19 protein-coding genes are annotated in these 24,076 nt (G+C 55.9%); 9 read left to right on the top strand and 10 right to left on the bottom strand.

Annotated elements, in window-relative coordinates:
* Positions 1–4: 4 nt before the first annotated feature.
* Together dctA and ACB496_RS21200 are read left to right on the top strand one after the other, a co-directional pair.
* A complete protein-coding gene (gene dctA, locus ACB496_RS21205) occupies positions 5–1,291 on the top strand; it encodes a C4-dicarboxylate transporter DctC (RefSeq protein ID WP_100778496.1) in 1,287 nt (428 codons plus the stop codon).
* A gap of 224 nt (positions 1,292–1,515) precedes the next feature.
* A complete protein-coding gene (locus tag ACB496_RS21200) occupies positions 1,516–3,006 on the top strand; it encodes a M16 family metallopeptidase (protein ID WP_100778497.1) in 1,491 nt (496 codons plus the stop codon).
* A gap of 73 nt (positions 3,007–3,079) precedes the next feature.
* Here the strand turns inward: ACB496_RS21200 and ACB496_RS21195 are convergent, their stop codons facing one another.
* A complete protein-coding gene (locus ACB496_RS21195) occupies positions 3,080–4,009 on the bottom strand; it encodes a sugar kinase (RefSeq protein WP_123429833.1) in 930 nt (309 codons plus the stop codon).
* 231 nt (positions 4,010–4,240) lie between these two features.
* Between ACB496_RS21195 and pdeH the strand changes: the two genes are divergently transcribed.
* Together pdeH and ACB496_RS21185 are read left to right on the top strand one after the other, a co-directional pair.
* Positions 4,241–5,014 (top strand): cyclic-guanylate-specific phosphodiesterase, encoded by a 774-nt coding sequence (gene pdeH / locus ACB496_RS21190; RefSeq protein WP_100778499.1) that lies wholly within the window; start codon positions 4,241–4,243, stop codon positions 5,012–5,014.
* A gap of 122 nt (positions 5,015–5,136) precedes the next feature.
* The gene (locus tag ACB496_RS21185; protein ID WP_123429832.1) at positions 5,137–7,197 is read left to right on the top strand and encodes an AsmA family protein; all 2,061 of its coding nucleotides are present in this window, start codon (positions 5,137–5,139) and stop codon (positions 7,195–7,197) included.
* Positions 7,198–7,284: 87 nt separating this feature from the next.
* On the opposite strand, the gene ACB496_RS21180 is transcribed toward ACB496_RS21185, so the two are convergent.
* The 3 genes from ACB496_RS21180 to ACB496_RS21170 form a co-directional block, all read right to left on the bottom strand.
* On the bottom strand, positions 7,285–8,607 hold the full coding sequence (locus ACB496_RS21180) for an MFS transporter (protein WP_100778501.1): 1,323 nt from the start codon (positions 8,605–8,607) through the stop codon (positions 7,285–7,287).
* Positions 8,608–8,881: 274 nt separating this feature from the next.
* The gene (gene yhjD, locus ACB496_RS21175) at positions 8,882–9,907 is read right to left on the bottom strand and encodes an inner membrane protein YhjD (RefSeq protein WP_107704219.1); all 1,026 of its coding nucleotides are present in this window, start codon (positions 9,905–9,907) and stop codon (positions 8,882–8,884) included.
* Positions 9,908–9,959: 52 nt separating this feature from the next.
* Complete coding sequence (locus tag ACB496_RS21170; protein ID WP_100778502.1) at positions 9,960–10,859, bottom strand: LysR family transcriptional regulator; 900 nt, start codon at positions 10,857–10,859, stop codon at positions 9,960–9,962.
* Positions 10,860–10,978: 119 nt separating this feature from the next.
* On the opposite strand from ACB496_RS21170, the gene ACB496_RS21165 reads away from it, so the two are divergent.
* Positions 10,979–11,737 (top strand): SDR family NAD(P)-dependent oxidoreductase, encoded by a 759-nt coding sequence (locus tag ACB496_RS21165; protein ID WP_371973672.1) that lies wholly within the window; start codon positions 10,979–10,981, stop codon positions 11,735–11,737.
* Positions 11,738–11,741: 4 nt separating this feature from the next.
* On the opposite strand, the gene ACB496_RS21160 is transcribed toward ACB496_RS21165, so the two are convergent.
* On the bottom strand, positions 11,742–12,281 hold the full coding sequence (locus ACB496_RS21160; protein WP_371973670.1) for a GNAT family N-acetyltransferase: 540 nt from the start codon (positions 12,279–12,281) through the stop codon (positions 11,742–11,744).
* 148 nt (positions 12,282–12,429) lie between these two features.
* On the opposite strand from ACB496_RS21160, the gene ACB496_RS21155 reads away from it, so the two are divergent.
* Positions 12,430–14,025: an STY4199 family HEPN domain-containing protein gene (locus ACB496_RS21155; RefSeq protein WP_102105279.1), complete on the top strand. Its 1,596-nt coding sequence runs from the start codon at positions 12,430–12,432 to the stop codon at positions 14,023–14,025.
* 40 nt (positions 14,026–14,065) lie between these two features.
* Here the strand turns inward: ACB496_RS21155 and ACB496_RS21150 are convergent, their stop codons facing one another.
* From ACB496_RS21150 to ACB496_RS21140, 3 genes are all read right to left on the bottom strand, one after another.
* A complete protein-coding gene (locus ACB496_RS21150) occupies positions 14,066–15,715 on the bottom strand; it encodes an alpha,alpha-trehalase (RefSeq protein WP_100778506.1) in 1,650 nt (549 codons plus the stop codon).
* A gap of 278 nt (positions 15,716–15,993) precedes the next feature.
* Positions 15,994–17,346 (bottom strand): glutathione-disulfide reductase, encoded by a 1,353-nt coding sequence (gene gorA / locus ACB496_RS21145; RefSeq protein WP_371973668.1) that lies wholly within the window; start codon positions 17,344–17,346, stop codon positions 15,994–15,996.
* Between the two features lie 71 nt (positions 17,347–17,417).
* Positions 17,418–18,260, bottom strand: coding sequence for a 23S rRNA (adenine(2030)-N(6))-methyltransferase RlmJ (locus ACB496_RS21140; RefSeq protein WP_371973666.1), 843 nt, complete (start codon positions 18,258–18,260; stop codon positions 17,418–17,420).
* Positions 18,261–18,444: 184 nt separating this feature from the next.
* Between ACB496_RS21140 and prlC the strand changes: the two genes are divergently transcribed.
* Complete coding sequence (prlC, locus tag ACB496_RS21135) at positions 18,445–20,487, top strand: oligopeptidase A (protein WP_100778509.1); 2,043 nt, start codon at positions 18,445–18,447, stop codon at positions 20,485–20,487.
* Between the two features lie 8 nt (positions 20,488–20,495).
* Entirely contained in the window at positions 20,496–21,248 is a 753-nt protein-coding gene (gene rsmJ / locus ACB496_RS21130) for a 16S rRNA (guanine(1516)-N(2))-methyltransferase RsmJ (protein WP_102105281.1), read from the top strand.
* 86 nt (positions 21,249–21,334) lie between these two features.
* Here the strand turns inward: rsmJ and uspA are convergent, their stop codons facing one another.
* Positions 21,335–21,772 carry a universal stress protein UspA gene (gene uspA / locus ACB496_RS21125; protein ID WP_003861223.1) on the bottom strand — a complete coding sequence of 146 codons (438 nt, stop codon included), beginning with the start codon at positions 21,770–21,772 and terminating at the stop codon, positions 21,335–21,337.
* 282 nt (positions 21,773–22,054) lie between these two features.
* On the opposite strand from uspA, the gene uspB reads away from it, so the two are divergent.
* On the top strand, positions 22,055–22,390 hold the full coding sequence (uspB, locus tag ACB496_RS21120; RefSeq protein ID WP_095283811.1) for a universal stress protein UspB: 336 nt from the start codon (positions 22,055–22,057) through the stop codon (positions 22,388–22,390).
* Between the two features lie 54 nt (positions 22,391–22,444).
* On the opposite strand, the gene pitA is transcribed toward uspB, so the two are convergent.
* Positions 22,445–23,944 (bottom strand): inorganic phosphate transporter PitA, encoded by a 1,500-nt coding sequence (gene pitA, locus ACB496_RS21115; protein WP_100778511.1) that lies wholly within the window; start codon positions 23,942–23,944, stop codon positions 22,445–22,447.
* Positions 23,945–24,076 lie beyond the last annotated feature (132 nt).

Below are 24,076 nucleotides of genomic sequence, written 5' to 3'. Positions count from 1 at the left end.
CCCTATGAAAACCTCTCTCTTTAAAAGCCTTTACTTTCAGGTCCTGACAGCGATTGCCATCGGTATTCTGCTTGGCCATTTCTACCCTGAACTGGGCGCTCAAATGAAACCGCTTGGCGACGCGTTCGTTAAGCTCATTAAAATGATCATCGCGCCCGTTATCTTCTGTACCGTGGTGACCGGTATCGCTGGCATGGAAAGCATGAAGGCGGTAGGCCGGACCGGTGCGGTGGCGCTGCTGTACTTTGAAGTGGTCAGTACGATTGCGCTGATTATCGGCCTGATTATTGTCAACGTCGTGCAGCCGGGCGCGGGGATGAACGTCGATCCTTCGACGCTGGATGCGAAAGCCGTCGCCGTTTACGCCGAGCAGGCCAAAGACCAGGGCATCGTCGCCTTCCTGCTGGATGTCATTCCCGGCAGCGTGATTGGCGCCTTCGCCAGCGGGAATATCCTGCAGGTGCTGCTGTTCGCCGTACTGTTTGGTTTTGCCCTGCATCGCCTGGGCAGCAAAGGGCAGCTGATTTTCAACGTAATCGAAAGCTTCTCGCAGGTGATTTTCGGCATCATCAATATGATCATGCGCCTGGCACCCATCGGGGCGTTCGGGGCGATGGCCTTTACCATCGGTAAATATGGTGTCGGCACCCTGGTGCAGCTCGGCCAGCTGATCATCTGCTTCTATATCACCTGTATTCTGTTTGTGGTCGTGGTGCTGGGCAGTATTGCGCGCGCGACGGGCTTCAGTATTTTCAAATTTATCCGCTACATCCGCGAAGAGCTGCTGATTGTGCTGGGGACGTCGTCCTCCGAATCCGCACTGCCGCGCATGCTCGATAAGATGGAAAAACTGGGCTGCCGTAAATCGGTGGTGGGGCTGGTCATTCCGACGGGGTACTCGTTTAACCTCGACGGAACGTCGATATACCTGACCATGGCGGCGGTGTTTATCGCCCAGGCGACCAACAGCCACATGGATATCTTCCATCAGATCACCTTGCTGGTGGTGCTACTGCTCTCCTCGAAAGGGGCGGCGGGCGTGACGGGCAGCGGGTTTATCGTGCTGGCGGCGACCATTTCGGCGGTAGGGCATCTTCCGGTGGCGGGCCTGGCGCTCATTCTCGGCATCGACCGCTTTATGTCCGAAGCCCGCGCCCTGACTAACCTGGTGGGTAACGGTGTTGCCACGGTGGTGGTGGCGAAATGGGTGAAAGAGCTGGACCATAAAAAACTCGACGATACGCTGAATAATCGCGTGCCAGAGAGCAAATCCCACGGTTTATCCTCATAAATTCAGCACTTATGCCCGCTCACCCTTGTCGGGGAGCGGGCTCCTGCGCATAATAACTGCTCATACCTGTCATACTTCGACAAGATTTTTTTCGGGTATATTTCACTTCTCGCCGTGACGTTTCGCAGAACACGCGGTCTAATCGAAGTGTTTGAACGTTATCTTCAGAGTGCTCAATGTAGTGAGACACTCTTTTTAACCAGGAATGTTGATCAGGGGTTTACATGCAGGGCACAAAAATTCGACTCTTAACCGGCGGTTTGCTGATGATGGCAGCAGCCAGTTATGTGCAGGCAGATACGCTCCAGCCCGACCCAGCCTGGCAGCAGGGCACACTGGCGAATGGTTTTCAGTGGCAGGTTTTAGCCACTCCTCAACGTCCCAGTGACCGCATCGAAATTCGTCTTTCCGTCAATACCGGTTCATTAACCGAGAGCACGCAGCAGAGCGGGCTTAGCCATTTTATTCCTCGACTGGCGCTGACCCAAAGCGGCAGTTTGCAAGCCGTGCAGGTGCGTTCACTGTGGCAGCAGGGCATCGACCCGAAACGTCCACTTCCACCTGCAGTCGTCTCCTACGATTACACCATGTTTAATCTCAGCCTGCCCAACAACCGTAACGACCTTCTGAAAGAGGCCCTGACGTGGCTGGGCGATACCGCCGGTAAAGTGGCGATCACCCCCGATACGGTCAACTATGCCCTGAGCAACAGCGACATGGTGGCAACCTGGCCTGCGGATACTAAAGACGGCTGGTGGCGTTACCGCCTGAAAGGCTCATCGCTGCTGGGACACGATCCGGCAGAGCCGGTCAAACAGCCGGTAGATATCGAGCAGGTCAAATCGTTCTATCAAAAATGGTACACCCCGGATGCGATGACCCTGATTGTGGTCGGCAACGTCGACAGCCGCGCGGTGATCGAACAGATTGGCAAAACCTTTGGCGATCTGAAGGGTAAGCGCGAAGTGCCTGCGCCGGTTTCAACGCTGGCCCCGCTGCGTGCCGAGCCGGTGAGCATCATGACCGACTCCGTGCGTCAGGACCGTCTGTCGCTGATGTGGGATACACCATGGCAGCCGATTCGTGAATCCGCCGCGCTGCTGCGCTACTGGCGTGCCGATCTCGCCCGTGAAGCGCTGTTCTGGCATGTTCAGCAGACGCTCAGCAAAAACAATGCTAAGGATATCGGGATTGGCTTCGACTGCCGCGTGCTGTTCCAGCGCGGACAGTGTGCGATTAACGTGGAGTCGCCAAACGACAAACTGAACACGAATCTCAGCGTGGTCGCCAAAGAGCTGGCCAAAGTGCGTAAAGATGGCCTGGGCGAAGAAGAGTTCAACGCGCTGGTGGCCCAGAAGAATCTGGAGCTGCAAAAACTGTTTGCAACCTACGCCCGCACTGACACGGATATCCTGATCAGCCAGCGCATTCGCTCCCTGCAAAATCAGGTGGTGGATATCGCGCCGGAGCAGTATCAGAAACTGCGCCAGGACTTCCTGAACAGCCTGACCGTTGAGATGATTAATCAGGATCTGCGTCAGCAGTTGTCGCAAGATATGGCGCTTGTTTTGCTGCAGCCGAAAGGCGAGCCGGAATACAACATGAAAGAGTTACAGGCCACCTGGGATGAGATCATGTCGCACGAAGAGCGTACCGCTCAGCCTGCGGCCGATGATTTGCATCAGGATGCGACGGATATTCCGCAAGCGCAGTAATGGCGAAAAGATAATAAAACGGCAACCGATGGTTGCCGTTTTTTTTGTTTGTCAGCCGGTGTCGTGCACGAACTCAGTCAGGCATCGCCTCGCGCGGGATAATCGCCCCGCGATACTGAATCACGGTACTGGCCGTCAGATGTCCGCGTTTTGCGGCTTCCGAAGGGGTACCACCCGTCAGGCGCACGGCCAGATATCCGGCGCTGAACGAATCGCCCGCCGCCGTGGTATCCACCACTTTTTCTTTCGCCAGTTTCACCGCAGGGACGTCCACCACGGCAGCACCTGCCACGGAGACCAGGCAGGAATCGGCGCCACGCTTAATCACCACTTCCGACACACCGGCCTGATGCGTACGAGCAATCACGTCGTCGACCGGCTTTTCGCCCCACAGGGCATCTTCGTCATCAAGGGTTAAGAACGCGATATCGGTGCAGTTCAGCATCTGCTGATAAACCTGCTGCGTCTCTTCGCGGCTCGCCCACAGGCGCGGACGGTAGTTGTTATCGAAAATCACTTTCCCGCCGTTCGCGCGGCATTCGTGGAGCAGGGAGAGCAGTTTTTCGCGGCTGGATGGGCTTAAGATCGCCAGGCTGATTCCGCTCAGGTAGAGATAATCATAGGTCGCCAGCTCTTCGCAGATGGCCGCAGACTCGTCGCTCTCCAGCCAGAATTTGGCTGCGGCTTCGTTGCGCCAGTAGTAGAACGTGCGCTCGCCGGTGCTGTCGGTCTCGATGTAGTACAGCCCCGGAAGACGATTTTCCATACGCTGAATCAGCGACGTCTGGACGTTTTCACTCTGCCAGGCTTCCAGCATCTGCTGGCTGAAGCTGTCGGTACCGAGTGCGGTCACATAGTTGACTGTCAGCGCGTCAGGCGCGACCTGACGGGCAATATAGACCGAAGTATTCAACGTATCGCCACCAAAACCGCGGCTAACGTCCGCACCTTTTTGTGACAGCTCAATCATGCATTCGCCAATCACGGCAATTTTTTTAGACATAGTCGTGAACCTGAACCGATAAATTAATGTAAGTGTGCGCTGTGGGGATTTTATGGTCAACTATATTAAAACGTCGTTCCAAATTTTTTTTTGAGCCAGCGCGCGTTCCGGGCAGATTCTGTCATCTTAATTTCATTTTCCCCGCCAGCTGAACATAAAGTTCTCACATCCCGGGCCGATAACCTTTTGACGAGTCCAGACACGTCATCTCTTTTCAACAGGACATCTGAAATGAAGTCAGAGCAGGTTATCCAGCGGCTATGCACCACTCCGGAAGCAAGTATTGAAAGCTTGCAGGAGCATCGCTATTGGCTGCAATGTGAGCGTGCTTATACTTATCAGCCGATTTACCGCATTGACGGCAGACTCATGGCAATTGAAATCTTGACTGTCGTGACCCACCCGTCGAATCCCACGCAGCGCATCGCTCCGGATCGCTATTTCGCCGAGGTGAGCGTACGTCAGCGTCTGGATGTGCTGGAAGAGCAGCTCGAAATGCTGGGGACGAAACGGGACTTTTTCGCCCGCCACGACATTCTGGCGTCGGTGAACGTCGACGGCCCGACGCTGATCGCGCTGCGCCAGAACCCGCAGCTGCAGAAACTGGTCGCCTCGCTGCCATGGATGCGCTTTGAGCTGGTCGAGCACGTGCGCCTGCCGCAGGACTCCTCCTTTGCCTCGATGTGCGAATTTGGCCCCCTGTGGCTGGATGATTTCGGCACGGGCATGGCGAACTTCTCCGCGTTAAGCGAAGTACGCTACGACTACATCAAAGTGGCCCGTGACCTGTTCATCATGCTGCGCCAGACCCAGGAAGGCCGCAATTTATTCACGCTGCTATTGCAGCTGATGAATCGCTATTGCCAGGGCGTGATTGTCGAAGGCGTTGAAACGCTCGAAGAGTGGCGGGATGTGCAGAACTCCCCCGCAGCGGCCGCACAGGGGTATTTCCTCTCACGTCCGGTACCGATGGATACGCTCGATAACGTCATTATCACGTTGTAACCTCTGCTGTTTCCCAGAATAGCGCGTGGCGAACACGCGCTATTCCCGGAAGCAGCGTCCCCCTTTTTTCCCAGGCCTGAGCTATATTCATGAAAGGCAAGGTAATAAAAAAGGGGATAACGATGTCCAAAACCACCAGGATCGTCACCTGGGTAGCAGGGATCTTCTTGTTGTTGATTGTGGTCGCCATCATCATCATCGCGACGTTCGACTGGAACCGCCTCAAACCGACCATCAACCAGAAAGTCTCCACTGAACTGAACCGGCCTTTCGCCATTCGCGGCGATCTCGGTGTGGTCTGGGAGCGTCAGAAAGACGAAACAGGCTGGCGCAGCTGGGTGCCCTGGCCGCACGTTCATGCCAACGATATTATTCTCGGCAATCCGCCCGATATTCCGGAAGTCACCATGGTCCACCTGCCGCGCGTGGAAGCGACGCTGGCACCGTTAGCGCTGCTGACGAAAACCGTCTATCTCCCGTGGATCAAACTGCAACAGCCCGACGCGCGGCTGATTCGCCTGTCAGAGAAGAACAACAACTGGACCTTTAATCTGGCCAGCAGCGGTGAGAAAGATCCCAATGCGCCGCCGTCGGCCTGGTCTTTCCGGCTGGATAATATTCTGTTCGATCGCGGGCGGATCGCTATCGATGACAAAGTCAGCAAAGCGGATATTGAGATCCTGGTCGATCCGCTGGGCAAACCGCTGCCGTTCAGCGAAGTCACCGGCACTAAAGGCAAAGACGAGAAAACCCGCGTGGGCGATTACGTCTTTGGCCTGAAGGCGAAAGGGCGCTACAACGAGCAACCTCTCACCGGGACCGGCAAAATTGGTGGCGTACTGGCGCTGCGCAGTGAAGGCACACCGTTCCCGGTGCAGGCGGATTTCCGCTCGGGCAACACCCGTGTGGCGTTTGTCGGCACGGTACATGACCCGATGAAAATGGGCGGCGTCGATTTGCAGCTCAAATTCTCCGGCGATTCGCTCGGCGAGCTGTACGACTTAACCGGCGTCCTGCTCCCGGATACGCCACCGTTTGAGACGGACGGGCGGCTGGTCGCCAAAATCGATACGGAAAAATCGTCGGTCTTTGATTACCGCAATTTTAATGGCCGCATCGGTGACAGCGACATTCACGGCTCGCTCGCTTATACCACCGGCAAACCGCGCCCGAAACTGGAAGGTGATGTGGAATCGCGCCAGCTTCGCCTCGCCGATCTCGGGCCGCTGATTGGCGTCGATTCGGGTAAAGGCGCTCAGCAATCCAAACGCTCTGAGCAGAAGAAAGGCGAGAAAGACATTCAGCCGTCGGACAAAGTGCTGCCGTACGACCGCTTTGAAACCGACAAATGGGACGTGATGGACGCCGATGTGCGCTTCAAGGGGCGCAAAATCGAGCACGGCAGCACGCTGCCGATAAGCGACCTCTCGACCCATATCATCCTGAAAAACGCCGATCTGCGCCTGCAGCCGCTGAAATTCGGACTGGCGGGCGGGACCATCTCCTCCAATATTCACCTCGAAGGCGATAAAAAGCCGATGCAGGGGCGGGCCGATATTCAGGCGCGCAGGCTGAAGCTGAAACAGCTGATGCCGAACGTGGAGCTGATGCAGAAAACCCTCGGTGAAATGAACGGTGATGCGGATATTCGTGGGGTGGGGAACTCCATCGCAGCGCTGCTTGGCAGCAGCAACGGGAATCTCAAACTGCTGATGAATGACGGCCTGGTGAGCCGCAACCTGATGGAGATCCTCGGGCTGAACGTCGGTAACTTTATCATCGGGCAGATTTTTGGTGATGATGAAGTGCGGGTGAACTGCGCGGCGGCCAATCTGGATCTGGTCAACGGCGTGGCGCGTCCGCAGATATTTGCCTTCGATACGGAAAATGCGGTGATCAACGTAACGGGGACGGCGAGCATGGCCTCGGAGCAGCTGGATTTAACCATCGATCCGGAGAGTAAAGGCTTCCGTATTATTACCCTGCGTTCACCGCTTTATGTGCGCGGTTCGTTCAAAAATCCACAGGCGGGTGTCAAAGCCGGGCCGTTGATTGCGCGCGGCGCTGTCGCGGCAGCGCTGGCAACGCTTGTCACGCCAGCGGCGGCTCTGCTGGCACTGATTTCACCGTCAGAAGGTGACACCAATCAGTGTCGGACGATTTTGTCGCAGATGAAAAAGTAACGAGGCGGGTGATGTTCTCAACCAGCCCTCTCCCGAATAAGAGAGGGTGAACAGAAAAAAACGGCAACCTTAGGTTGCCGTTTTTATTTATAACGACTGATGCCGCGTTTCGTGCGTCAACAGCAGCGCAATCAGCGTCAGTCCTGCCATCGCCGCCAGATATACGCCCACGTAGAACAGCCCATAGTTTGCCTGCAGCCAGGTGGCGATATACGGCGCGACAGAGGCACCCAGAATCGATGACACGTTATAGGAGAACGACGCGCCGGTGTAACGCACTTCGGTCGGGAACAGCTCCGGCAGCAGCGCACCCATCGGGCCAAAGGTCAGCCCCATCAGGCTCAAACCAATCAGTAAGTAAGCCATCACCAGCGCCGGACTACCGGAACCCAGCAGCGGTGGGAAGACAAACAGTGCGAAGAGAATAATCAGCGACGTAATCACGATCATGCTTGAGCGACGGCCAAATTTATCCGCCAGCAGCCCGGCGATCGGCACCATCACGCCAAAGCCGATCACCGCCATCATCAGCATCCACAGCACTTCATTGCGCGGCAGACCAAGGCCCACAGGTGCTGCTGCGGTACTGAAGGTCATGGAGTAGACCGTCATAATATAAAACAGCGTATAGGTCGCCAGCATGATGAAGGTGCCGAGTACCGTCACGCGAAGGTGTTTGGTCAGCAGCGTGCCCAGCGGGATTTTCACCTGCTTTTTCGCCGCCGCGACTTTGGCGAACACCGGCGTCTCATGCAGGGAAACGCGCACATACAGGCCGATCAGCACCAGCACTGCCGAGAAGATAAACGGAATACGCCAGCCCCAGCTCATGAACTGCTCGTCGGTCAGCAGCCAGGAGAGCAGCAGGAAGGTGCCGTTCGCGAAGAAGAAGCCAATCGGCGCGCCCAATTGCGGGAAAGAGCCGTACAGCGCGCGTTTACGCGGTGGCGCATTTTCTGTCGCCAGCAGCGCCGCGCCGCCCCACTCACCCCCAAGCCCCAGGCCCTGACCAAAACGCGCCAGCGCCAGCAGCATCGGTGCCAGAATACCGATCGTTTCGTAGGTCGGCAGCAGGCCAATCGCTACAGTAGAAATCCCCATCGTCAGCAGCGACGCTACCAGCGTCACTTTACGCCCGACGCGGTCGCCAAAGTGTCCGAAGACCGCCGAACCAATCGGGCGGGCAATAAAGGCGATGGCGAACGTAGCCAGCGATTGCAGCGTGGCAGCCGTCGGATCACCCTGCGGGAAGAAGATATGCGGAAAAACGATGACCGCGGCGGTTGCGTAAATATAGAAATCGAAGAATTCGATAGCGGTGCCAATCAGGGAGGCAACGACGACTTTATTACGCGAGTTTACCGGCGTGCTTTCCGGTTCTGAATCGAGAGTTGTGGCTGTGGCTTGCATAAAATTTTCTTATTGTTTGGTCTGACGAAAGGCCATATTACGCATAGCAAAAGCGACATTTCAATCTGTAACAAGGGCGCGAAGCGGTGAGAAAAGCAGCAAAAAGCGGATAATATTCAGGCTGACGAAATACCTTCCATGAAATGCTTCACAGAATTCAAATATCAGTTGATAAAACTGGTTTTTGGTTAAATAAAAGTTACAGGCTGGATTTATATGCTGAAATGGTGAATCGGGCTGAAACTTTGCATTCTTATTCAGCCCGATACGCCGTTTAGCGGTGGGTTTTGCCCGGCATTCGCGGGTCGTCTTTGTATTCGGCGGTGGCAATCCACGCGGCGCAGAACAGCGTCAGACGGGCGAAGAAGTAGAAGAACGCCATCAGACCGAGGACCGAGCCAAACGCCGCGCCAGACGGGGATTTCACCAGCGACGGCAGGGTGTACGTCATCACGATCTTAATCACTTCAAAGCCAATCGCGGCGATAAAGGTCCCACGGATCAGCGCTTTCTTGCGCGGACGGTGGCGCGGTAATCGCCAGAAGATCCAGAAGAACAGCAGATAGTTGGCAAAAATGGAGATCGCCAGACCAATCAGCCGCCAGGCGGGTTTCAGCCAGTCGATGTAATCCAGATAGAGCGCTGAAATGATCATCTGCTGAGCGGAACCGGCGACAGAGGTGATCGACAGCGTCACAACCAGGGCAACCAGCAGGCCAATCAGCGACACGAAATCGCGGAAATACTTAATCCAGATTTTCTCCTGATCCTGCGGCTTGCGCTCCCAGACGTCGCGCGACTGAGCGCGAATCGCCTCGCGCAGGTTCCCCATCCAGTTGATACCGGAATAGAGGGCAATCAGCAGCCCGACAATCCCCACGGTGGTACGCTGCTGCACCGCAGTGTTGATGGTGCTTTTCAGGGTGCCGGCCAGCGTCGGGTCGCTCACGTTAACCAGAATCTTGTTGAAGATGTCCTGCAAGAGCGTCGGGTGCGAGGCGAGGACAAAACCCGCCGCCGCAAATGACACCATCATAATTGGAATCATCGACAGGAAGGAGAAGTAGGTAATGGCCGCACCAAACTGGTTGCCCATGCGGTCGTTGAAGCGCTCTGCGGCGCGGATCAGGTGCGCAACCATCGGACGGCGCTGAATCTTTTGCGCGGTTCCGGTGACGGTCTCCAGCGCTTTGGTGGCTTTAGCGGCTGAGGGGCTTTTTTGCGGCTCAGATTCCATCTTTTTGATGGGTTCGTATTCCAGTTCTTGAGTGGGTCGTTGCGGGTTGTTTTCCGGCGTCACGCGCATTTTCCTTTTTTCGTTTGGCGGGAATTTATTGAATTATAGCTCGCGACTAATCAACGTAAGCTTTCATTATCGTCGTCAGCCATTCCATGAACAGATGAACCCGCCGCGAGAGATTGCGACGATGCGGGTAAATCAGCGAAACCGGCATCGGTTCGGCGCGGTATTGCGGCAGGATCTCGACCATTTTTTTGGCCTTTAGCGCTTCGCGCACGCCGACGCGCGGTACCTGAATAATCCCCAGTCCGGCGAGACACGCCGCGTGGTAGGTCTCGGTGCTGTTAACCGTTAAAATGCCGCCGGTCTTCACCCATTGGGTGGCATCGCCGTTATAAAACTCGAAACCCTGCGGGCGGGTACCCAGATTCAGCGCGTAATGAATCACCGCGTGGGAAGCCAGATCGTCCAGCGTCTCCGGATAGCCAAAACGCGCCAGATAGTCCGGGCTGGCGCAGTTAATGATCGACAGTTTACCCAGCGAGCGGGCGATTAAGCCCGAATCCTTCAGCGTGCCGACGCGTACCACGCAGTCAAATCCTTCACGGATGACATCGACCATCCGATCGCTGCTGCTTAATTCCAGCTCAATGCCGGGGTACTGCTGTAAAAAAGCGGGCAGTTTTGGGATGACTAAATTTCGCGCAACGCCAACGGGCATATCGACGCGCAATCGTCCGCTGATGCTGGTGGGATCATGCTGGAAAAGACCGTCCAGTTCGTCGAGGTTTGCCAGCAGATCTTTTGCCCGCTCGTAATAGACCATGCCGTCCTGCGTAAGGCTGACGCGACGCGTCGTGCGGTGCAAAAGCTGAGTACCGAGCAGGTTCTCCAGTGCCTGAATCTGGCGCGATACGCTACCTTTAGGAAGACCCAGCGTGTCCGCGGCGCGAGAAAAACTCTCCAGTTCCGCCACGCGGATGAAGAGCTGCATTGCGTGAATTTTATCCATAGGCTGCGCTCATTATTGTTATTAATGAAACAGTGAAGCGTTTTTGACCCTCTTTATTGATTTTCTATCACCTAATAAGCTCTTTCTCAATCGCCATATCAAACGAAACGAGGTTTCTCATGAGTGAACGTATTGCATTAGTGACAGGTGGCAGCCGTGGGCTGGGGAAAAACGCGGCGCTGAAGCTGGCTGCGAAGGGAACCGGAATCATCCTGACTTACCAGAGCAGCCAGAAAGAGGCGCAGGATGTTGTGCGCGAAATTGAATTAAAAGGGGTGAAAGCGGTGGCATTGCAGCTGAACGTCGGGGATACCTCGACCTTCGAACGTTTTGTCACTGAAGTCCGCTCCCAGCTTAAACATGTGTGGCAGCGCGATACCTTCGATTATTTATTAAACAACGCCGGAACCGGTTTATATGCCCCGTTTGCAGAGACCACCGAAGCGCAGTTTGATGACGCCCTGAACGTCCATTTCAAAGGCCCGTTCTTCCTGACCCAGCGCCTGCTGCCGCTGATTAAAGACGGCGGGCGTATCCTGAACGTCTCCAGCGGGCTGGCGCGCTTTGCGCAGCCTGGCTCCAGTACTTATGCGGCAATGAAAGGGGCGATGGAAGTGCTGACGCGCTATCAGGCCAAAGAGTTAGGCGCGCGTAAAATCACGGCCAATATTATCGCGCCGGGTGCGATTGAAACCGATTTTGGCGGCGGGCGGGTGCGCGATAATGTCCAGATCAATCAGATGGTGGCGTCGAACACCGCCCTTGGGCGCGTCGGGTTGCCGGATGACATTGGTGATGCTATCGCCGCGCTGCTGAGCGATGAGCTGGGCTGGATGAATGCGCAGCGCATCGAAGTTTCAGGCGGGATGTTCCTGTAAATCGTTAACGGCGCTGAGCGGTATATTCATGTTTTAACAGGCTGAATATCCAGTCGTTTTGCCAGCGCTCAGCAAGCCAGTAGTTTTCACGCAGCTCGCCTTCCAGCACAAAGCCCGTTTTTTCCAGCAGGGCGCGGGAGGCGAGGTTGCCCACCGTCACCGTGGCGGTGAGACGGCGAATTCCCCCCTCATTAAACGCGTAATCACACACGGCGCGCAGCGACTCATATCCGTAGCCTTTCCCCTGTGCGTGTGGGTCGAAAATAAATCCCACTTCGGCACAATCATTATCTCTGTGAATATATCCGGTGGCACCCAGCGGCGTTTGGCTGGCGGTGTCGCGCACGATAAGACACATCCAGTGCGCGCTACCTGGTTCCCACGGCTGGAGGCGTGGCTCAAAAGCCTCACGGATCACCGCAATAGGGCGCTTTTCGGCGATAAATCGCATCACATCGGGGTTTTGTTGCAGCGACAGGTAAAACGGCCAGTCCTGCTCCTCAACGGGCGAGCATGTCAGACGCGAAGTGGTGAGTACCGGCATTCGAATTCTCCCATAACTATTTTCAATGATTATAGAGCTGTCACTTTATTTCTCCATAATCTCAGTTATGGTTTAACAGCACATAAATAAAAGAAAAAATTGCCTTTAAGGCCAGCTTATTCTGCTTTGTAGTACGTTAAGGAAAATGATGACATCGGGTACTTCACACCACATCCGTGAACAATTTGAACAGTGTATTGGCATTATCCGCCACGCCTCCGTGGAGATCTTGCTGCTGCTGGATGTTCACGTCTCTGAAGGGAAAGATCCACGCTGGTTCCTGGAACAGCTCGATAATGCCCGCCTGGGTCTGGGCGGTTGGGGACCGGTAGCAAAACGGCTGAATCTGAATGACGCCGAAATGTCGGAATTCACGCTCCAGTTACGCCTTTTGCAGCAGCGCGTTCCGCAATATGAAAGCGGCCAGGACGTCAGCCAGAACCAGCTGATTGCCGCCGTGCGTTTCGTCACGGCGCTGGAGCATCTGCGGTTGCAGCAGCCGCTGCTGGGCTACAACACCGACCTGGCGCCAGGCAATGAATCCCTGCAATTGCAGGCCCATAAGCAGGTGCGCGCCCTTGAGCTGATGATTAAATCCTTGATCATGCAGGCGTGGCCCGATCCGGTGCGGCTCAATAACCATCTGAAAACCCTCTTCAATGCCGATCGAGTCCGGCGCTGGCTGAAGAACAGCGAACGCAACGATGTGCTGAGCGGCATGTTGTTCAGCGAAATGGCGCAGATGCTGGTGGATAAGAAAGAATTTAGCCGCTACTACTCGTCGCTGTTTAATGACCGAACGAATCTGACGTTGCTCGTTGAGCCGCGTAAAACCCTGCAGACTTTCCTCGATGATATCCGCCAGATCCGCAACATGCTGACGGTGCAGCAGGCGCTCAGCTCGGCGCAACTTCTGCTGCTCGATAATTACTACGCCCAGATAGCGGGGCCGATTCAGCGGGCGTTTGAAGAGGGACGCACGCGCATCAACCCGACAGGGCTGATGGCGGTCGATGCCAGCGAACTGCACAGCTTCTGGGAAAATGCGCAGAAAATGGATCGGCAGACCGGCGGCGATCTGTTTGAAATTCGCGACAGCATTGAAAAACCGACGCAACGCACGCCGCGCACGCCTGAACAGCGCGATCAGCTGATCTCCAGCGCGCTCTGGGGCGCCGTGGGGGTGATGGTGCTCGCGATTATTGCTGGCGGAGTGTGGCTGGTGACCAGCGGCACGCCTTCGTCGGCGGCGGCGAATGTCAGCCCCGAGCCGCAGCAGGTGGCGAAAGAGATGCGCGAAGCGCCGTCCTCACGGGAAAAACTGACCCGTATGGGCGTGACCTGGGATGAGAACAATTTCCGCTCGGCCATCGATCGCAACGACACGCGTGCGGCGCTGCTGTTCCTGCAGGGCGGGATGGACTGGAAATTGGCCTGGACCGAGCAGGCGATGTCCGCCGGGTACGATGACGTGCTGGAGGTATTGCTGCGCTATCGCCTGCAAATGGTAGAGCAGAAACCATGCCGTCGGTTTATCGCCACTCTGAGCCATGCGATGTCGAACGGGGAGGCGATGACCTCCATGCGCAAGCAATATCTCCAGGCGTTCTGTACGGTGCCCGCCGTCGTGCAGCGTCAGAAATATGAAGCCGACCAGGCTAAGCGACGTGCTCAGGCGCAGCCGGATGCCAGCAGCAAAAAATGGCAGTCTATTCAGACCGCCATTTATGATGTGATTCGGTAAACCGGCTCCTGCGGCCCTCTCCCGAAAGGGGGAGGGGAAATCACGGTTCGCCGTACAATCCAATCAACCGTCTCACTACGCCGTTGGTCCAGCCAAAACCATCCTGCAACGGATATTCGCCCCCGCCCCCTTCGCGCGGGGTGCTGCTGGCGATGTGATATTTCTCGATCAGCTTGTGGTGCGTTTTGTAGAAGTGATTCACCGTTTGCAGCCAGCTCCAGGCGATCTCATCGCCGAGCGAATCATTGCCGTACTGCTTAAATCCCTGAATCGCCATCCACTGTAGCGGCGCCCAGCCGTTCGGTTTATCCCACTGCTCGCCCGTTTCGTGTTCGGTGGCGAGTATCCCGCCTGGGGTCAGCAGGCGCGCTTTCACCGTATCGGCCAGCCGGTCGGCCTGTTCGTGGGTAGACATCCCAACGTACAACGGCACAATGCTGGCGGCAGAGAATAGCCCCATCTCTTCCCGACGCCAGTCATAATCGCGATAACAGCCGTTTTCGTCGTCCCACAGGAAGCGGTTCACGGCCGCGCGGCGGTCATTCGCTTTCTGGCGGAAGGCGGTTTCGGTCTCTTTATCGCCTTTTGCGGCGGAGATGTTGGCGATGGCGCTTTCCAGCTTAAACAGGAACGCATTCAGATCGATCGGGATAAACTGCGTGGTGCGAATGCTGGCGAGACGCCCGGCATCGCGCAGCCAGCGGGAGGAGTAGTCCCAGCCCGACGCCGCGCCCGCGCGCAGATCCCGATAGACTTCGTTTGGTGGTCGCCCCGAATGTTTGGCCGTTTCCACGTCTTCTATCCAGGACTCGTCACGCGGCGTGTCGCGGTCGTCCCAGTAGCGGTTGAGCAGCGAGCCGTCCGGCATGCGCACCACGTGGCGATAGGCCTGATTCAGCACCAGCGATTCCGCACCATCCATCCAGAAGGCGTACTCCATCAGCAGGTGGTCCAGATAACGTTTCGCGCCGCGCACGCCGTCCTCTTCGAACAGCTCAACCATCAGGGCAAAGACCGGCGGCTGCGAGCGGCTGAGATAATAGGTGCGATTCCCGTTAGGAATATGGCCGTAACGTTCAATCATCCACGCAAAGTTGTCGGCCATACATTTGAGCAGGTCGTTGCGCCCACTCTCCGCCAGCCCGAGCATGGTGAAATAGGAGTCCCAGTAGTAGGTCTCGCTAAAACGCCCGCCGGGCACGATGTACGCCTGTGGCAGCGCCAGCAGGGATGACCACGGAATATGGTCCTGCGGCTCGCGCGTCAACACTGGCCACAGATTATCAATGTGCTCTTTCAGCGAAAGACTCGGGTCGGAGACATACTCAGTGGTCAGCGACTCGGGCATCCAGAAGTGGTTTTCGACAAAGCGCTTCAGGTCGAAATCCCGGTGGCGTCGCACCTTACGGTAGCGAATAAGGATATCGAGCGGATCCATTTTTGGCGCGCAGTCGGGGAAGGTTTTGCTATCAGCAAACAGACGCGTCGACTGAACGTGTTCAAAAAGTTCTAGATAGCGATCGGCAGGCGTGAGCGCGTCAGACGCGGGCAGCCCTTCGATCATTTCGGGTTCCGGTTCCGCCTCGATCATCTCATCCAGTTTCAACTCGCAGGGATCGGTTTCGTAGCGAATCTCTTCCGCAATCTCGAACTCGACGATATCTGCAGCGTGTAATTTCTGGTTGAACATGGTGGTTAGGACCTCCGGTTTGCGTCGTCACACATACGGGTGTTTCCCGGGCATCTTCTAAGCTTAGACACTCGCTTCGGTGTGTGAAGGACGAAGTGTGCGGTGGATCACGTTTTGGTTTATCGCCTGGTTGGAGTAAATCAGGGATATCTGTTTGATTTTTCGGTTTTTAATCGCAGTGATAATCGCGAGAGGCGCCAGAGAAATTCAGAGCATTCGTTTTGCAACGATTTATGAATGATCAAACAAAATGCCCCTCGGGAGAGGGGCATTGGGGATTAACGCATGGTGACAAACTCTTCCGCCGCGGTCGGGTGGATCGCCACGGTATTGTCAAAGTCTTTCTTGGTGGCACCCATTTTCAGCGCCACCGCAAAGCCCTGCAGGATTTCATCCATGCCGAAGCCGATGCCGTGAATACCGACGATTTTCTCTTCCGGGCCGACGCACACCAGTTTCATGCGGCACGGCTGGCGGTGAGAGGTGACTGCGGTGTACATCGCCGTAAAGGACGATTTATACACTTTCACCTGGTCGTCGCCGTGCAGCTCGCGCGCCTGCGGCTCGGTTAAACCGACGGTGCCGATTGGCGGGTGGCTGAAGACCACGGTCGGGATATTGCTGTAATCCAGATGGTCGTCCGGCTTGTTGTTGAACAGACGCTCGGACAGGCGACGGCCAGCGGCGACGGCAACCGGCGTCAGCTCGACCGCACCGGTGTTATCACCGACCGCATAAATTCCTGGAACACTGGTGTTCTGGAACTTATCGACAACGATGTAGCCTTTGTCGTTGGTTTTCACGCCGGTTACGGCCAGGTTGAAATTGTCATTCGCCGGTTCGCGGCCAATCGCCCAGATCAGGCAGTCGACGGTCTGGCTGCGGCCATCTTCCAGCTCCAGCGTCAGGCTGCCGTCGGCGTTTTTCACCACCGCTTTTGGCACGGCGTTGGTGTGCAGTTTTGGCCCTTCGGCGTTCATCACTTCAACCAGCGTCTCTACGATCAGCGGATCAAAGCTGCGCAGCGGCGCGTGTTTACGCACGAACAGGTGCGCTTCGGCGCCCAGGCCGTTAATCACGCCTGCCAGCTCAACGGCGATGTAACCCGCACCCACTACTGCAACGCGTTTTGGCAGCGCAGGCAGTTCGAAGAAACCGTCGGAGTCGATGCCGTACTCCACGCCCGGAATGTCCGGGTGGCTCGGACGGCCGCCGGTGGCGATCAGGATATGATCGGCAGTGATCGTCTCGCCGTTCACTTCGATCGTTTTCGCATCGACGAAGCGCGCAAAGCCACGGATCACATCGACATTGTTTTTGCCCAGCACGTTGTCATACGAAGTATGGATGCGGTCAATGTAAGCGGTACGGCTGGCAATCAGCTTGTCCCAGTCGAAGTGATTAATGGTGGTGTCGAAACCGTAATCCGGGCCGTACATATGGATGGCCTCGCGGATTTGTGCGGCGTGCCACATCACTTTTTTCGGTACACAACCGACGTTCACGCAGGTGCCGCCCAGCTCTTTGGCTTCAATCAGCGCACATTTTTGGCCGTACATGGCTGCACGGTTAATAGAGGCGATACCGCCACTGCCGCCGCCAATGGCGATGTAGTCATAATGCTTGCTCATGGGTCATATCCTTAATTTCTGATTGCCGCGATTGTATACCTGAAATCAATAGGTTCCACCGATGACTGCGATTACTCAGGCACGATCCAGCTGACGGTCGCGTGGCCATGACCACTCGGCACCAGCGTTTTGTGCAGCCACGGCAGCACGTTGTTCATTTGCGTTTCGAGCTTCCACGGTGGGTTGATGACGATCATCCCGGACGCGGTCATGCCGCGCTGATCGCTGTCCGGACGCACCGCCAGTTCGATCTGCATGATTTTGCGGATACCGGTCGCTTCCAGCTCTTTGATCATACGTTTGATTTGCGCGCGCAGGACCACCGGATACCACAGGGCATAGGTGCCGGTCGCGAAGCGTTTGTAGCCTTCGTTGATGCCGGTCACAACGGCCTGATAGTCGGTTTTAATTTCATACGGCGGGTCGATGAGCACCAGACCGCGACGGGAGATCGGCGGCAGTTTGGATTTCAGCTGCTGGTAGCCGTCGGCTTTTTCCACGCGTGCGCGGTCATCCTTCTGGAACTCGGAACGCAGCAGCGGGAAATCGCTCGGATGCAGCTCAGTCAGCTGGAGGCTGTCCTGCTCGCGCAGCAGCTGGCGCGCAATCAGCGGCGAGCCAGGGTAGTAGCGCAGCTGGCCGCTGCGGTTGAAATGGTTCACCACGCTGATGTACGGCTCCAGCTCAGCAGGAAGATCGTCCTGCTGCCAGATGCGGGCGATACCTTCCAGATATTCACCGGTGCGCTCTGCGTGCTGGCTGCTGAGCTGATAGCGGCCCGCGCCCGCGTGGGTGTCCAGATAGAGAAACGGCTTATCTTTCTCTTTCAGAGATTCAATAATCAGACTCTGAACGGTGTGCTTGAGGACATCGGCGTGGTTGCCCGCGTGGAAGCTGTGGCGATAACTGAGCATGGGTAAAGGTGTTCCAGGTAATAAACGATTTGCCACAGTTTACAGCAGAACGCTGCAGATTACCCGTAGGCCCGGTAAGTGCAGCGCCTGGCATTGAAATTCACTACACTTATCCCCATTACAGAAACAATATGCCCAGCGCCGGATGCGCGCTTCATTCACCTCATTCAACAGGACAGCGCTTATGACCAATCCATTACTCACGCCTTTTTCGTTGCCGCCCTTTTCTAAAATCCTCCCTGAACACGTTGTCCCGGCTGTAACTCAGTCGCTGGATAATTGTCGCGAGGCGGTAGAGCGAGTGGTCGCGCAGGGCGCGCCGTACACCTGGGATAACCTGTGCCAGCGCCTGGCGGAAGTGGATGACGTACTGGGTCGCATTTTCTCGCCGGTGAGCCATCTTAATTCGGTGAAAAATAGCCCGGAACTGCGCGAAGCCTATGAACAAACCCTGCCGCTGCTCTCTGAGTACAGCACCTGGGTCGGCCAGCACGAAGGGTTGTATAACGCCTATCGCGATCTGCGCGATGGCGAAAACTACGCAAAACTGGATACTGCCCAGAAGAAAGCGGTCGATAACGCGCTGCGTGATTTTGAGCTGTCAGGCATTGGCCTGCCAAAAGAGAAACAGCAGCGCTACGGCGAAATCGCTGCGCGTCTGTCTGAGCTAGGCAACCAGTACAGCAACAATGTACTTGACGCCACCATGGGCTGGTCAAAACTGATCACCGATGAAGCCGAGCTGGCAGGTATGCCGGAAAGCGCGCTGGCCGCCGCCAAAGCGCAGGCCGAAGCGAAAGAGCAGGAAGGCTATCTGCTGACGCTGGATATCCCGAGCTATCTGCCAGTGATGACGTACTGCGACAACCAGGCGCTGCGTGAAGAACTCTACCGCGCGTACAGCACCCGCGCCTCTGACCAGGGGCCGAACGCCGGTAAATGGGATAACAGCCCGGTAATGGCCGAAATCCTCGCCCTGCGCCACGAGCTGGCGCAACTGCTGGGCTTCGACAGCTACGCCGAAAAATCCCTCGCCACCAAAATGGCGGAAAACCCACAGCAGGTGCTTGATTTCTTAACCGATCTGGCAAAACGCGCGCGTCCACAGGGTGAAAAAGAGCTGGCCCAGCTGCGTGCATTCGCTAAAGCGGAGTGCGGCGTTGATGAGCTGCAGCCGTGGGATATCGCCTACTACAGCGAAAAACAGAAACAGCATCTCTACAGCATCAGCGACGAGCAGCTGCGCCCGTACTTCCCGGAAAGCAAAGCCGTGAATGGCCTGTTCGAAGTGGTGAAACGCATTTACGGCATTACCGCAAAAGAGCGTCACGACGTGGAAGTGTGGCACCCGGAAGTGCGATTCTTCGAGCTGTACGATGAGAAAAACGAATTGCGCGGCAGTTTCTATCTGGATCTGTATGCGCGAGAAAACAAACGTGGCGGCGCGTGGATGGACGACTGCGTCGGCCAGATGCGTAAAGCGGACGGCTCGCTGCAAAAACCGGTCGCCTACCTGACCTGTAACTTTAACCGTCCGGTAAACGGTAAACCGGCGCTGTTCACGCATGACGAAGTGATCACCCTGTTCCATGAATTCGGTCACGGCCTGCACCATATGCTGACCCGTATCGAAGCGGCGGGCGTTTCTGGCATCAGCGGTGTGCCGTGGGATGCCGTCGAGCTGCCGAGCCAGTTTATGGAAAACTGGTGCTGGGAGCCGGACGCACTGGCGTTTATCTCCGGTCACTACGAAACCGGCGAACCGCTGCCGAAAGCGTTGCTGGATAAAATGCTGGCGGCGAAAAACTACCAGGCAGCGATGTTTATCCTGCGTCAGCTGGAGTTCGGTCTGTTCGATTTCCGTCTGCACGCCGAGTTCAGCCCGGAGCAGGGCGCGAAAATCCTCGAAACCCTCGGCGAAATCAAGAAGCAGGTGGCGCTCATTCCGGGTCCATCATGGGGCCGTTTCCCGCATGCCTTCAGCCATATCTTCGCGGGCGGTTATGCGGCGGGTTACTACAGCTACCTGTGGGCCGACGTTCTGGCAGCCGATGCGTTCTCTCGCTTCGAAGAAGAGGGGATTTTCAACCGTGATACCGGTCAGTCGTTCCTGGATAACATCCTGACGCGCGGCGGTTCCGAAGAGCCGATGGAGCTGTTCAAACGCTTCCGTGGCCGCGAGCCGCAGCTGGATGCGATGCTGGAACATTACGGAATCAAAGGCTAATCGCGTTCGTGAAAATTTGTTTGATAGATGAAACAGGCGCCGGAGACGGCGCCTTATCTGTTCTGGCTGCCCGCTGGGGGCTTGAGCACGATGCCGATAATCTGATGGCGCTGGTGATGACGCCGGAACATCTGGAACTGCGCAAATGCGATGAGCCAAAGCTTGGCGGGATCTTTGTCGATTTTGTTGGCGGTGCGATGGCGCATCGCCGCAAGTTTGGCGGCGGTCGCGGTGAAGCTGTGGCGAAGGCGGTCGGCGTGAAGGGCAGCTATCTGCCGGACGTGGTGGACGCGACGGCAGGGCTGGGGCGGGATGCCTTTGTGCTGGCGTCTGTAGGCTGCCGTGTGCGGATGCTTGAGCGTAACCCGGTGGTCGCTGCACTCCTTGACGATGGTCTGGCGCGTGGCTATGCCGACCCGGAGATAGGCCCGTGGTTGCAGGAACGCCTGCAGCTGATCCACGCCTCCAGCCTGACGGCGCTCACAGATATCACGCCGCGCCCGCAGGTGGTCTATCTCGACCCGATGTTCCCGCATAAGCAGAAGAGTGCGCTGGTAAAGAAAGAGATGCGCGTGTTTCAGTCGCTGGTGGGACCGGATCTGGATGCGGATGGATTGCTTGAACCCGCACGCCTGCTGGCGACCAAACGGGTGGTGGTGAAGCGCCCGGACTACGCACCGCCGCTGGCGGATGTGGCAACAACAAACGCGGTGGTCACGAAAGGGCATCGGTTTGATATTTATTCAGGCACGCCAGAATAACAAAGCCCGGTGACGTTTACGCGCACCGGGCCTACACATCTGATCATCGGCCGGGCAAACGCTAGCGCTGCCCGGCAATGTCAAACTTACTCGTCTTCTTCATCTCGCAGCGGAACAATCAGCATATCCACGTGGACGGTGTTGATCAGCTGGCGCGCGGAGGACATCAGTTTGCTCCAGAAATCCTGGTGATGGCCGCAAACGACCAGGTCCATATCGTATTTCTTAATCGCATCAACCAGCACCTGACCCAGATCGCCGCTGCCGCTGAGGGTTTCGGTGATCGGATAGCCTGCGTTGGTGGAGAGCTCAGACAGCGCGTGGTGAGTCTCTTCGGAGATGCGTTTTTGCATATCGCCAAGATTGACGTCGATAAGACCGGTGTAGAGATCGGAGTAATTCACATCAACGTGAATCAAAGAAACTTTCGCGTTGTATGGGCGTGCCATGGATACCGCTTTATCAACCAGCACTTTGCTCTCCGGGGAGAGGTCTACCGCGATGAGAATGTGTTTGTAAGCCATAGTGTTACTCCTTCCTTAAGTTATCGATGACTATCAGGTAAGCCGTCGCCTTTATGTCTTCATTACGGCCCAGTTCAACAAATTTTTCAAGCTTTGGTGTTGATAACGATTAACCTTGTGGCAAAAAAATTAACGGATCTCCTACACTATTTAATGAGCCGTTCGGATATTAAAACGTGAACCCGATCGACTTTCGTCATTCTTTCACTGATCTGTCTGTCAGGGCATTGGGGTGCGGTTGTCCAGAGGCCTTGCTTCGTGGGCGGGCGCCGGGGAGGAAGTATGATTAGCACCGTCGCATTGTTTTGGGCGTTATGTGTGGTTTGCATAGTGAATATGGCGCGTTATTTCTCATCGTTACGCGCGCTGTTAGTGGTACTTCGTGGTTGCGATCCGTTGCTTTATCAGTATGTGGATGGTGGAGGCTTCTTCACGTCGCATGGACAGCCCAGCAAACAGATGCGTCTGGTGTGGTACATCTACGCCCAGCGCTATCGCGATCATCATGACGACGAATTTATCCGTCGCTGTGAGCGCTTGCGTCGTCAGTTCATTTTAACCAGCGCCCTGTGCGGGCTGGTGGTGGTGAGTATGGTGGCGCTGGTCATCTGGCATTAAGCCAAAAAAAAGCGGGTCAGTTTCCTGACCCGCTTTTTCATTGCTTATCCTGCGTTAAATCAGTTTCAGCGAGATCCAGTACAGACCGCCTGAAAGCAGAATGGACGCCGGGAGGGTGAACACCCAGGCCATCAGGATGTTGGTCACGGTTTTACGCTGCAAACCGCCGCCATCAACAATCATAGTACCGGCAACCGAAGAAGACAGAACGTGGGTCGTTGAAACCGGCATACCGGTGTAGCTCGCCAGACCGATAGACACAGCCGCTGTCATCTGCGCGGACATACCCTGCGCATACGTCATGCCTTTCTTACCAATCTTCTCGCCGATGGTGGTCGCCACACGACGCCAGCCAATCATGGTGCCGATACCCAGTGCCAGCGCGACCGCCATGATGATCCAGATAGGCGCGTACTCGATGGTATTGAGCATATCGCTTTTCAGTTTCTTCAGCAGACGCTGGTCATCAGCGTTCACTTCCGGCAGCTTCGCCACTTTATCGGTCACATCAGAGATGCACAGCATAATGCGACGCATCTGACCACGTTGTTCTACGGTCAGTTTGTCATAGCTTTCGATATCGCCCAGCATCCCTTTCGCACGTTCCAGCGCGTTAATCGCGTTGGCCGGGTGGCAGTGGAACTCGCCCGGTGCGGTTGCAGCGCCTGGCTCTGGAGAAGGAATCAGCTGGTCAACGCCGGTGGCTTTCTTCAGCAGATCAGGGTGCTGCTGGAAGTAAACTTCGACGTTGTTGACGGCGTCACGGGTACGGGTGATTTCGTATCCGGTGGCATTCATGTTAACCACGAAACCTGCCGGAGCCACGCCAATCAAAACCAGCATGACCAGGCCGATGCCTTTCTGACCGTCGTTTGCGCCGTGAGAGAAGGCGACGCCGATAGCGGAAATAATCAGTGCAATACGGGTCCAGAACGGTGGCTTCTTCTTGCCATCTTTCTTTTCACGCTCTGCGGGTGTCAGGTGAATACGGGCGCGTTTTTTGGTACCGCTCCAGTAACGACGCAGGATGAAAATCAATCCACCTGCCACGACCAGACCCACAATAGGGGAGATAATCAGGGAGCCGAAGATCCCGACAACTTTAGGAATGTTCAGCGCATCAACCACAGACGTACCGGTCATGAGGGCATTGGTTAAACCGATACCGATAATCGCGCCAATCAGCGTATGAGAACTGGATGCAGGCAGGCCGAAATACCAGGTACCGAGGTTCCAGATAATGGCGGCAAGCAGCATTGAAAACACCATGGCGAGACCATGGCCTGAACTCACGTTCAGTAACAGGTCCGTTGGTAGCATGTGCACAATGGCATAGGCTACGCTGAGACCTCCGAGGAGAACACCAAAGAAGTTAAATACAGCCGCCATAACAACCGCTACTTGCGATCGCATTGCGCGAGTGTAGATAACCGTTGCGACTGCGTTCGCAGTGTCGTGGAAGCCATTGATAGCTTCGTAAAACAGTACAAATGCCAGAGCAAGCAATAGTAAAAGCCCGGTATGTAAATCCAGACCAGCAAACAAATGTAGCATAGGACGTTACGCCATTTTGGAGGACATGAACGCGGCGCATTATCCAGGACAAATGCGCAACGGGCAAAGTGAAATATAGCTTTTTTTTGATATACCTTCTGCTTTGTTTGCGTCTGGTAAAGAAATATATTT

Origin of the sequence: Lelliottia nimipressuralis (assembly GCF_041464075.1) — a bacterium.
Lineage (GTDB): Bacteria > Pseudomonadota > Gammaproteobacteria > Enterobacterales > Enterobacteriaceae > Enterobacter > Enterobacter nimipressuralis.
Note: the sequence above shows the minus strand (reverse complement) of the source record. Positions and strands in the feature narration are given on the sequence as shown.

Bases quoted from the DNA above. Each gene is read 5' to 3' on its own strand.
- ACB496_RS21185 (WP_123429832.1), top strand. From the start codon at position 5,137: ATGTCCAAAACCACCAGGATCGTCACCTGGGTAGCAGGGATCTTCTTG.
- pitA (WP_100778511.1), bottom strand. From the start codon at position 23,944: ATGCTACATTTGTTTGCTGGTCTGGATTTACATACCGGGCTTTTACTA.
- ACB496_RS21195 (WP_123429833.1), bottom strand. From the start codon at position 4,009: ATGTCTAAAAAAATTGCCGTGATTGGCGAATGCATGATTGAGCTGTCA.
- ACB496_RS21140 (WP_371973666.1), bottom strand. From the start codon at position 18,260: ATGCTCAGTTATCGCCACAGCTTCCACGCGGGCAACCACGCCGATGTC.
- ACB496_RS21165 (WP_371973672.1), top strand. From the start codon at position 10,979: ATGAGTGAACGTATTGCATTAGTGACAGGTGGCAGCCGTGGGCTGGGG.
- uspB (WP_095283811.1), top strand. From the start codon at position 22,055: ATGATTAGCACCGTCGCATTGTTTTGGGCGTTATGTGTGGTTTGCATA.
- uspA (WP_003861223.1), bottom strand. From the start codon at position 21,772: ATGGCTTACAAACACATTCTCATCGCGGTAGACCTCTCCCCGGAGAGC.
- gorA (WP_371973668.1), bottom strand. From the start codon at position 17,346: ATGAGCAAGCATTATGACTACATCGCCATTGGCGGCGGCAGTGGCGGT.
- ACB496_RS21180 (WP_100778501.1), bottom strand. From the start codon at position 8,607: ATGCAAGCCACAGCCACAACTCTCGATTCAGAACCGGAAAGCACGCCG.
- pdeH (WP_100778499.1), top strand. From the start codon at position 4,241: ATGAAGTCAGAGCAGGTTATCCAGCGGCTATGCACCACTCCGGAAGCA.
- prlC (WP_100778509.1), top strand. From the start codon at position 18,445: ATGACCAATCCATTACTCACGCCTTTTTCGTTGCCGCCCTTTTCTAAA.
- ACB496_RS21170 (WP_100778502.1), bottom strand. From the start codon at position 10,859: ATGGATAAAATTCACGCAATGCAGCTCTTCATCCGCGTGGCGGAACTG.
- ACB496_RS21200 (WP_100778497.1), top strand. From the start codon at position 1,516: ATGCAGGGCACAAAAATTCGACTCTTAACCGGCGGTTTGCTGATGATG.
- ACB496_RS21155 (WP_102105279.1), top strand. From the start codon at position 12,430: ATGACATCGGGTACTTCACACCACATCCGTGAACAATTTGAACAGTGT.
- ACB496_RS21160 (WP_371973670.1), bottom strand. From the start codon at position 12,281: ATGCCGGTACTCACCACTTCGCGTCTGACATGCTCGCCCGTTGAGGAG.
- ACB496_RS21150 (WP_100778506.1), bottom strand. From the start codon at position 15,715: ATGTTCAACCAGAAATTACACGCTGCAGATATCGTCGAGTTCGAGATT.
- dctA (WP_100778496.1), top strand. From the start codon at position 5: ATGAAAACCTCTCTCTTTAAAAGCCTTTACTTTCAGGTCCTGACAGCG.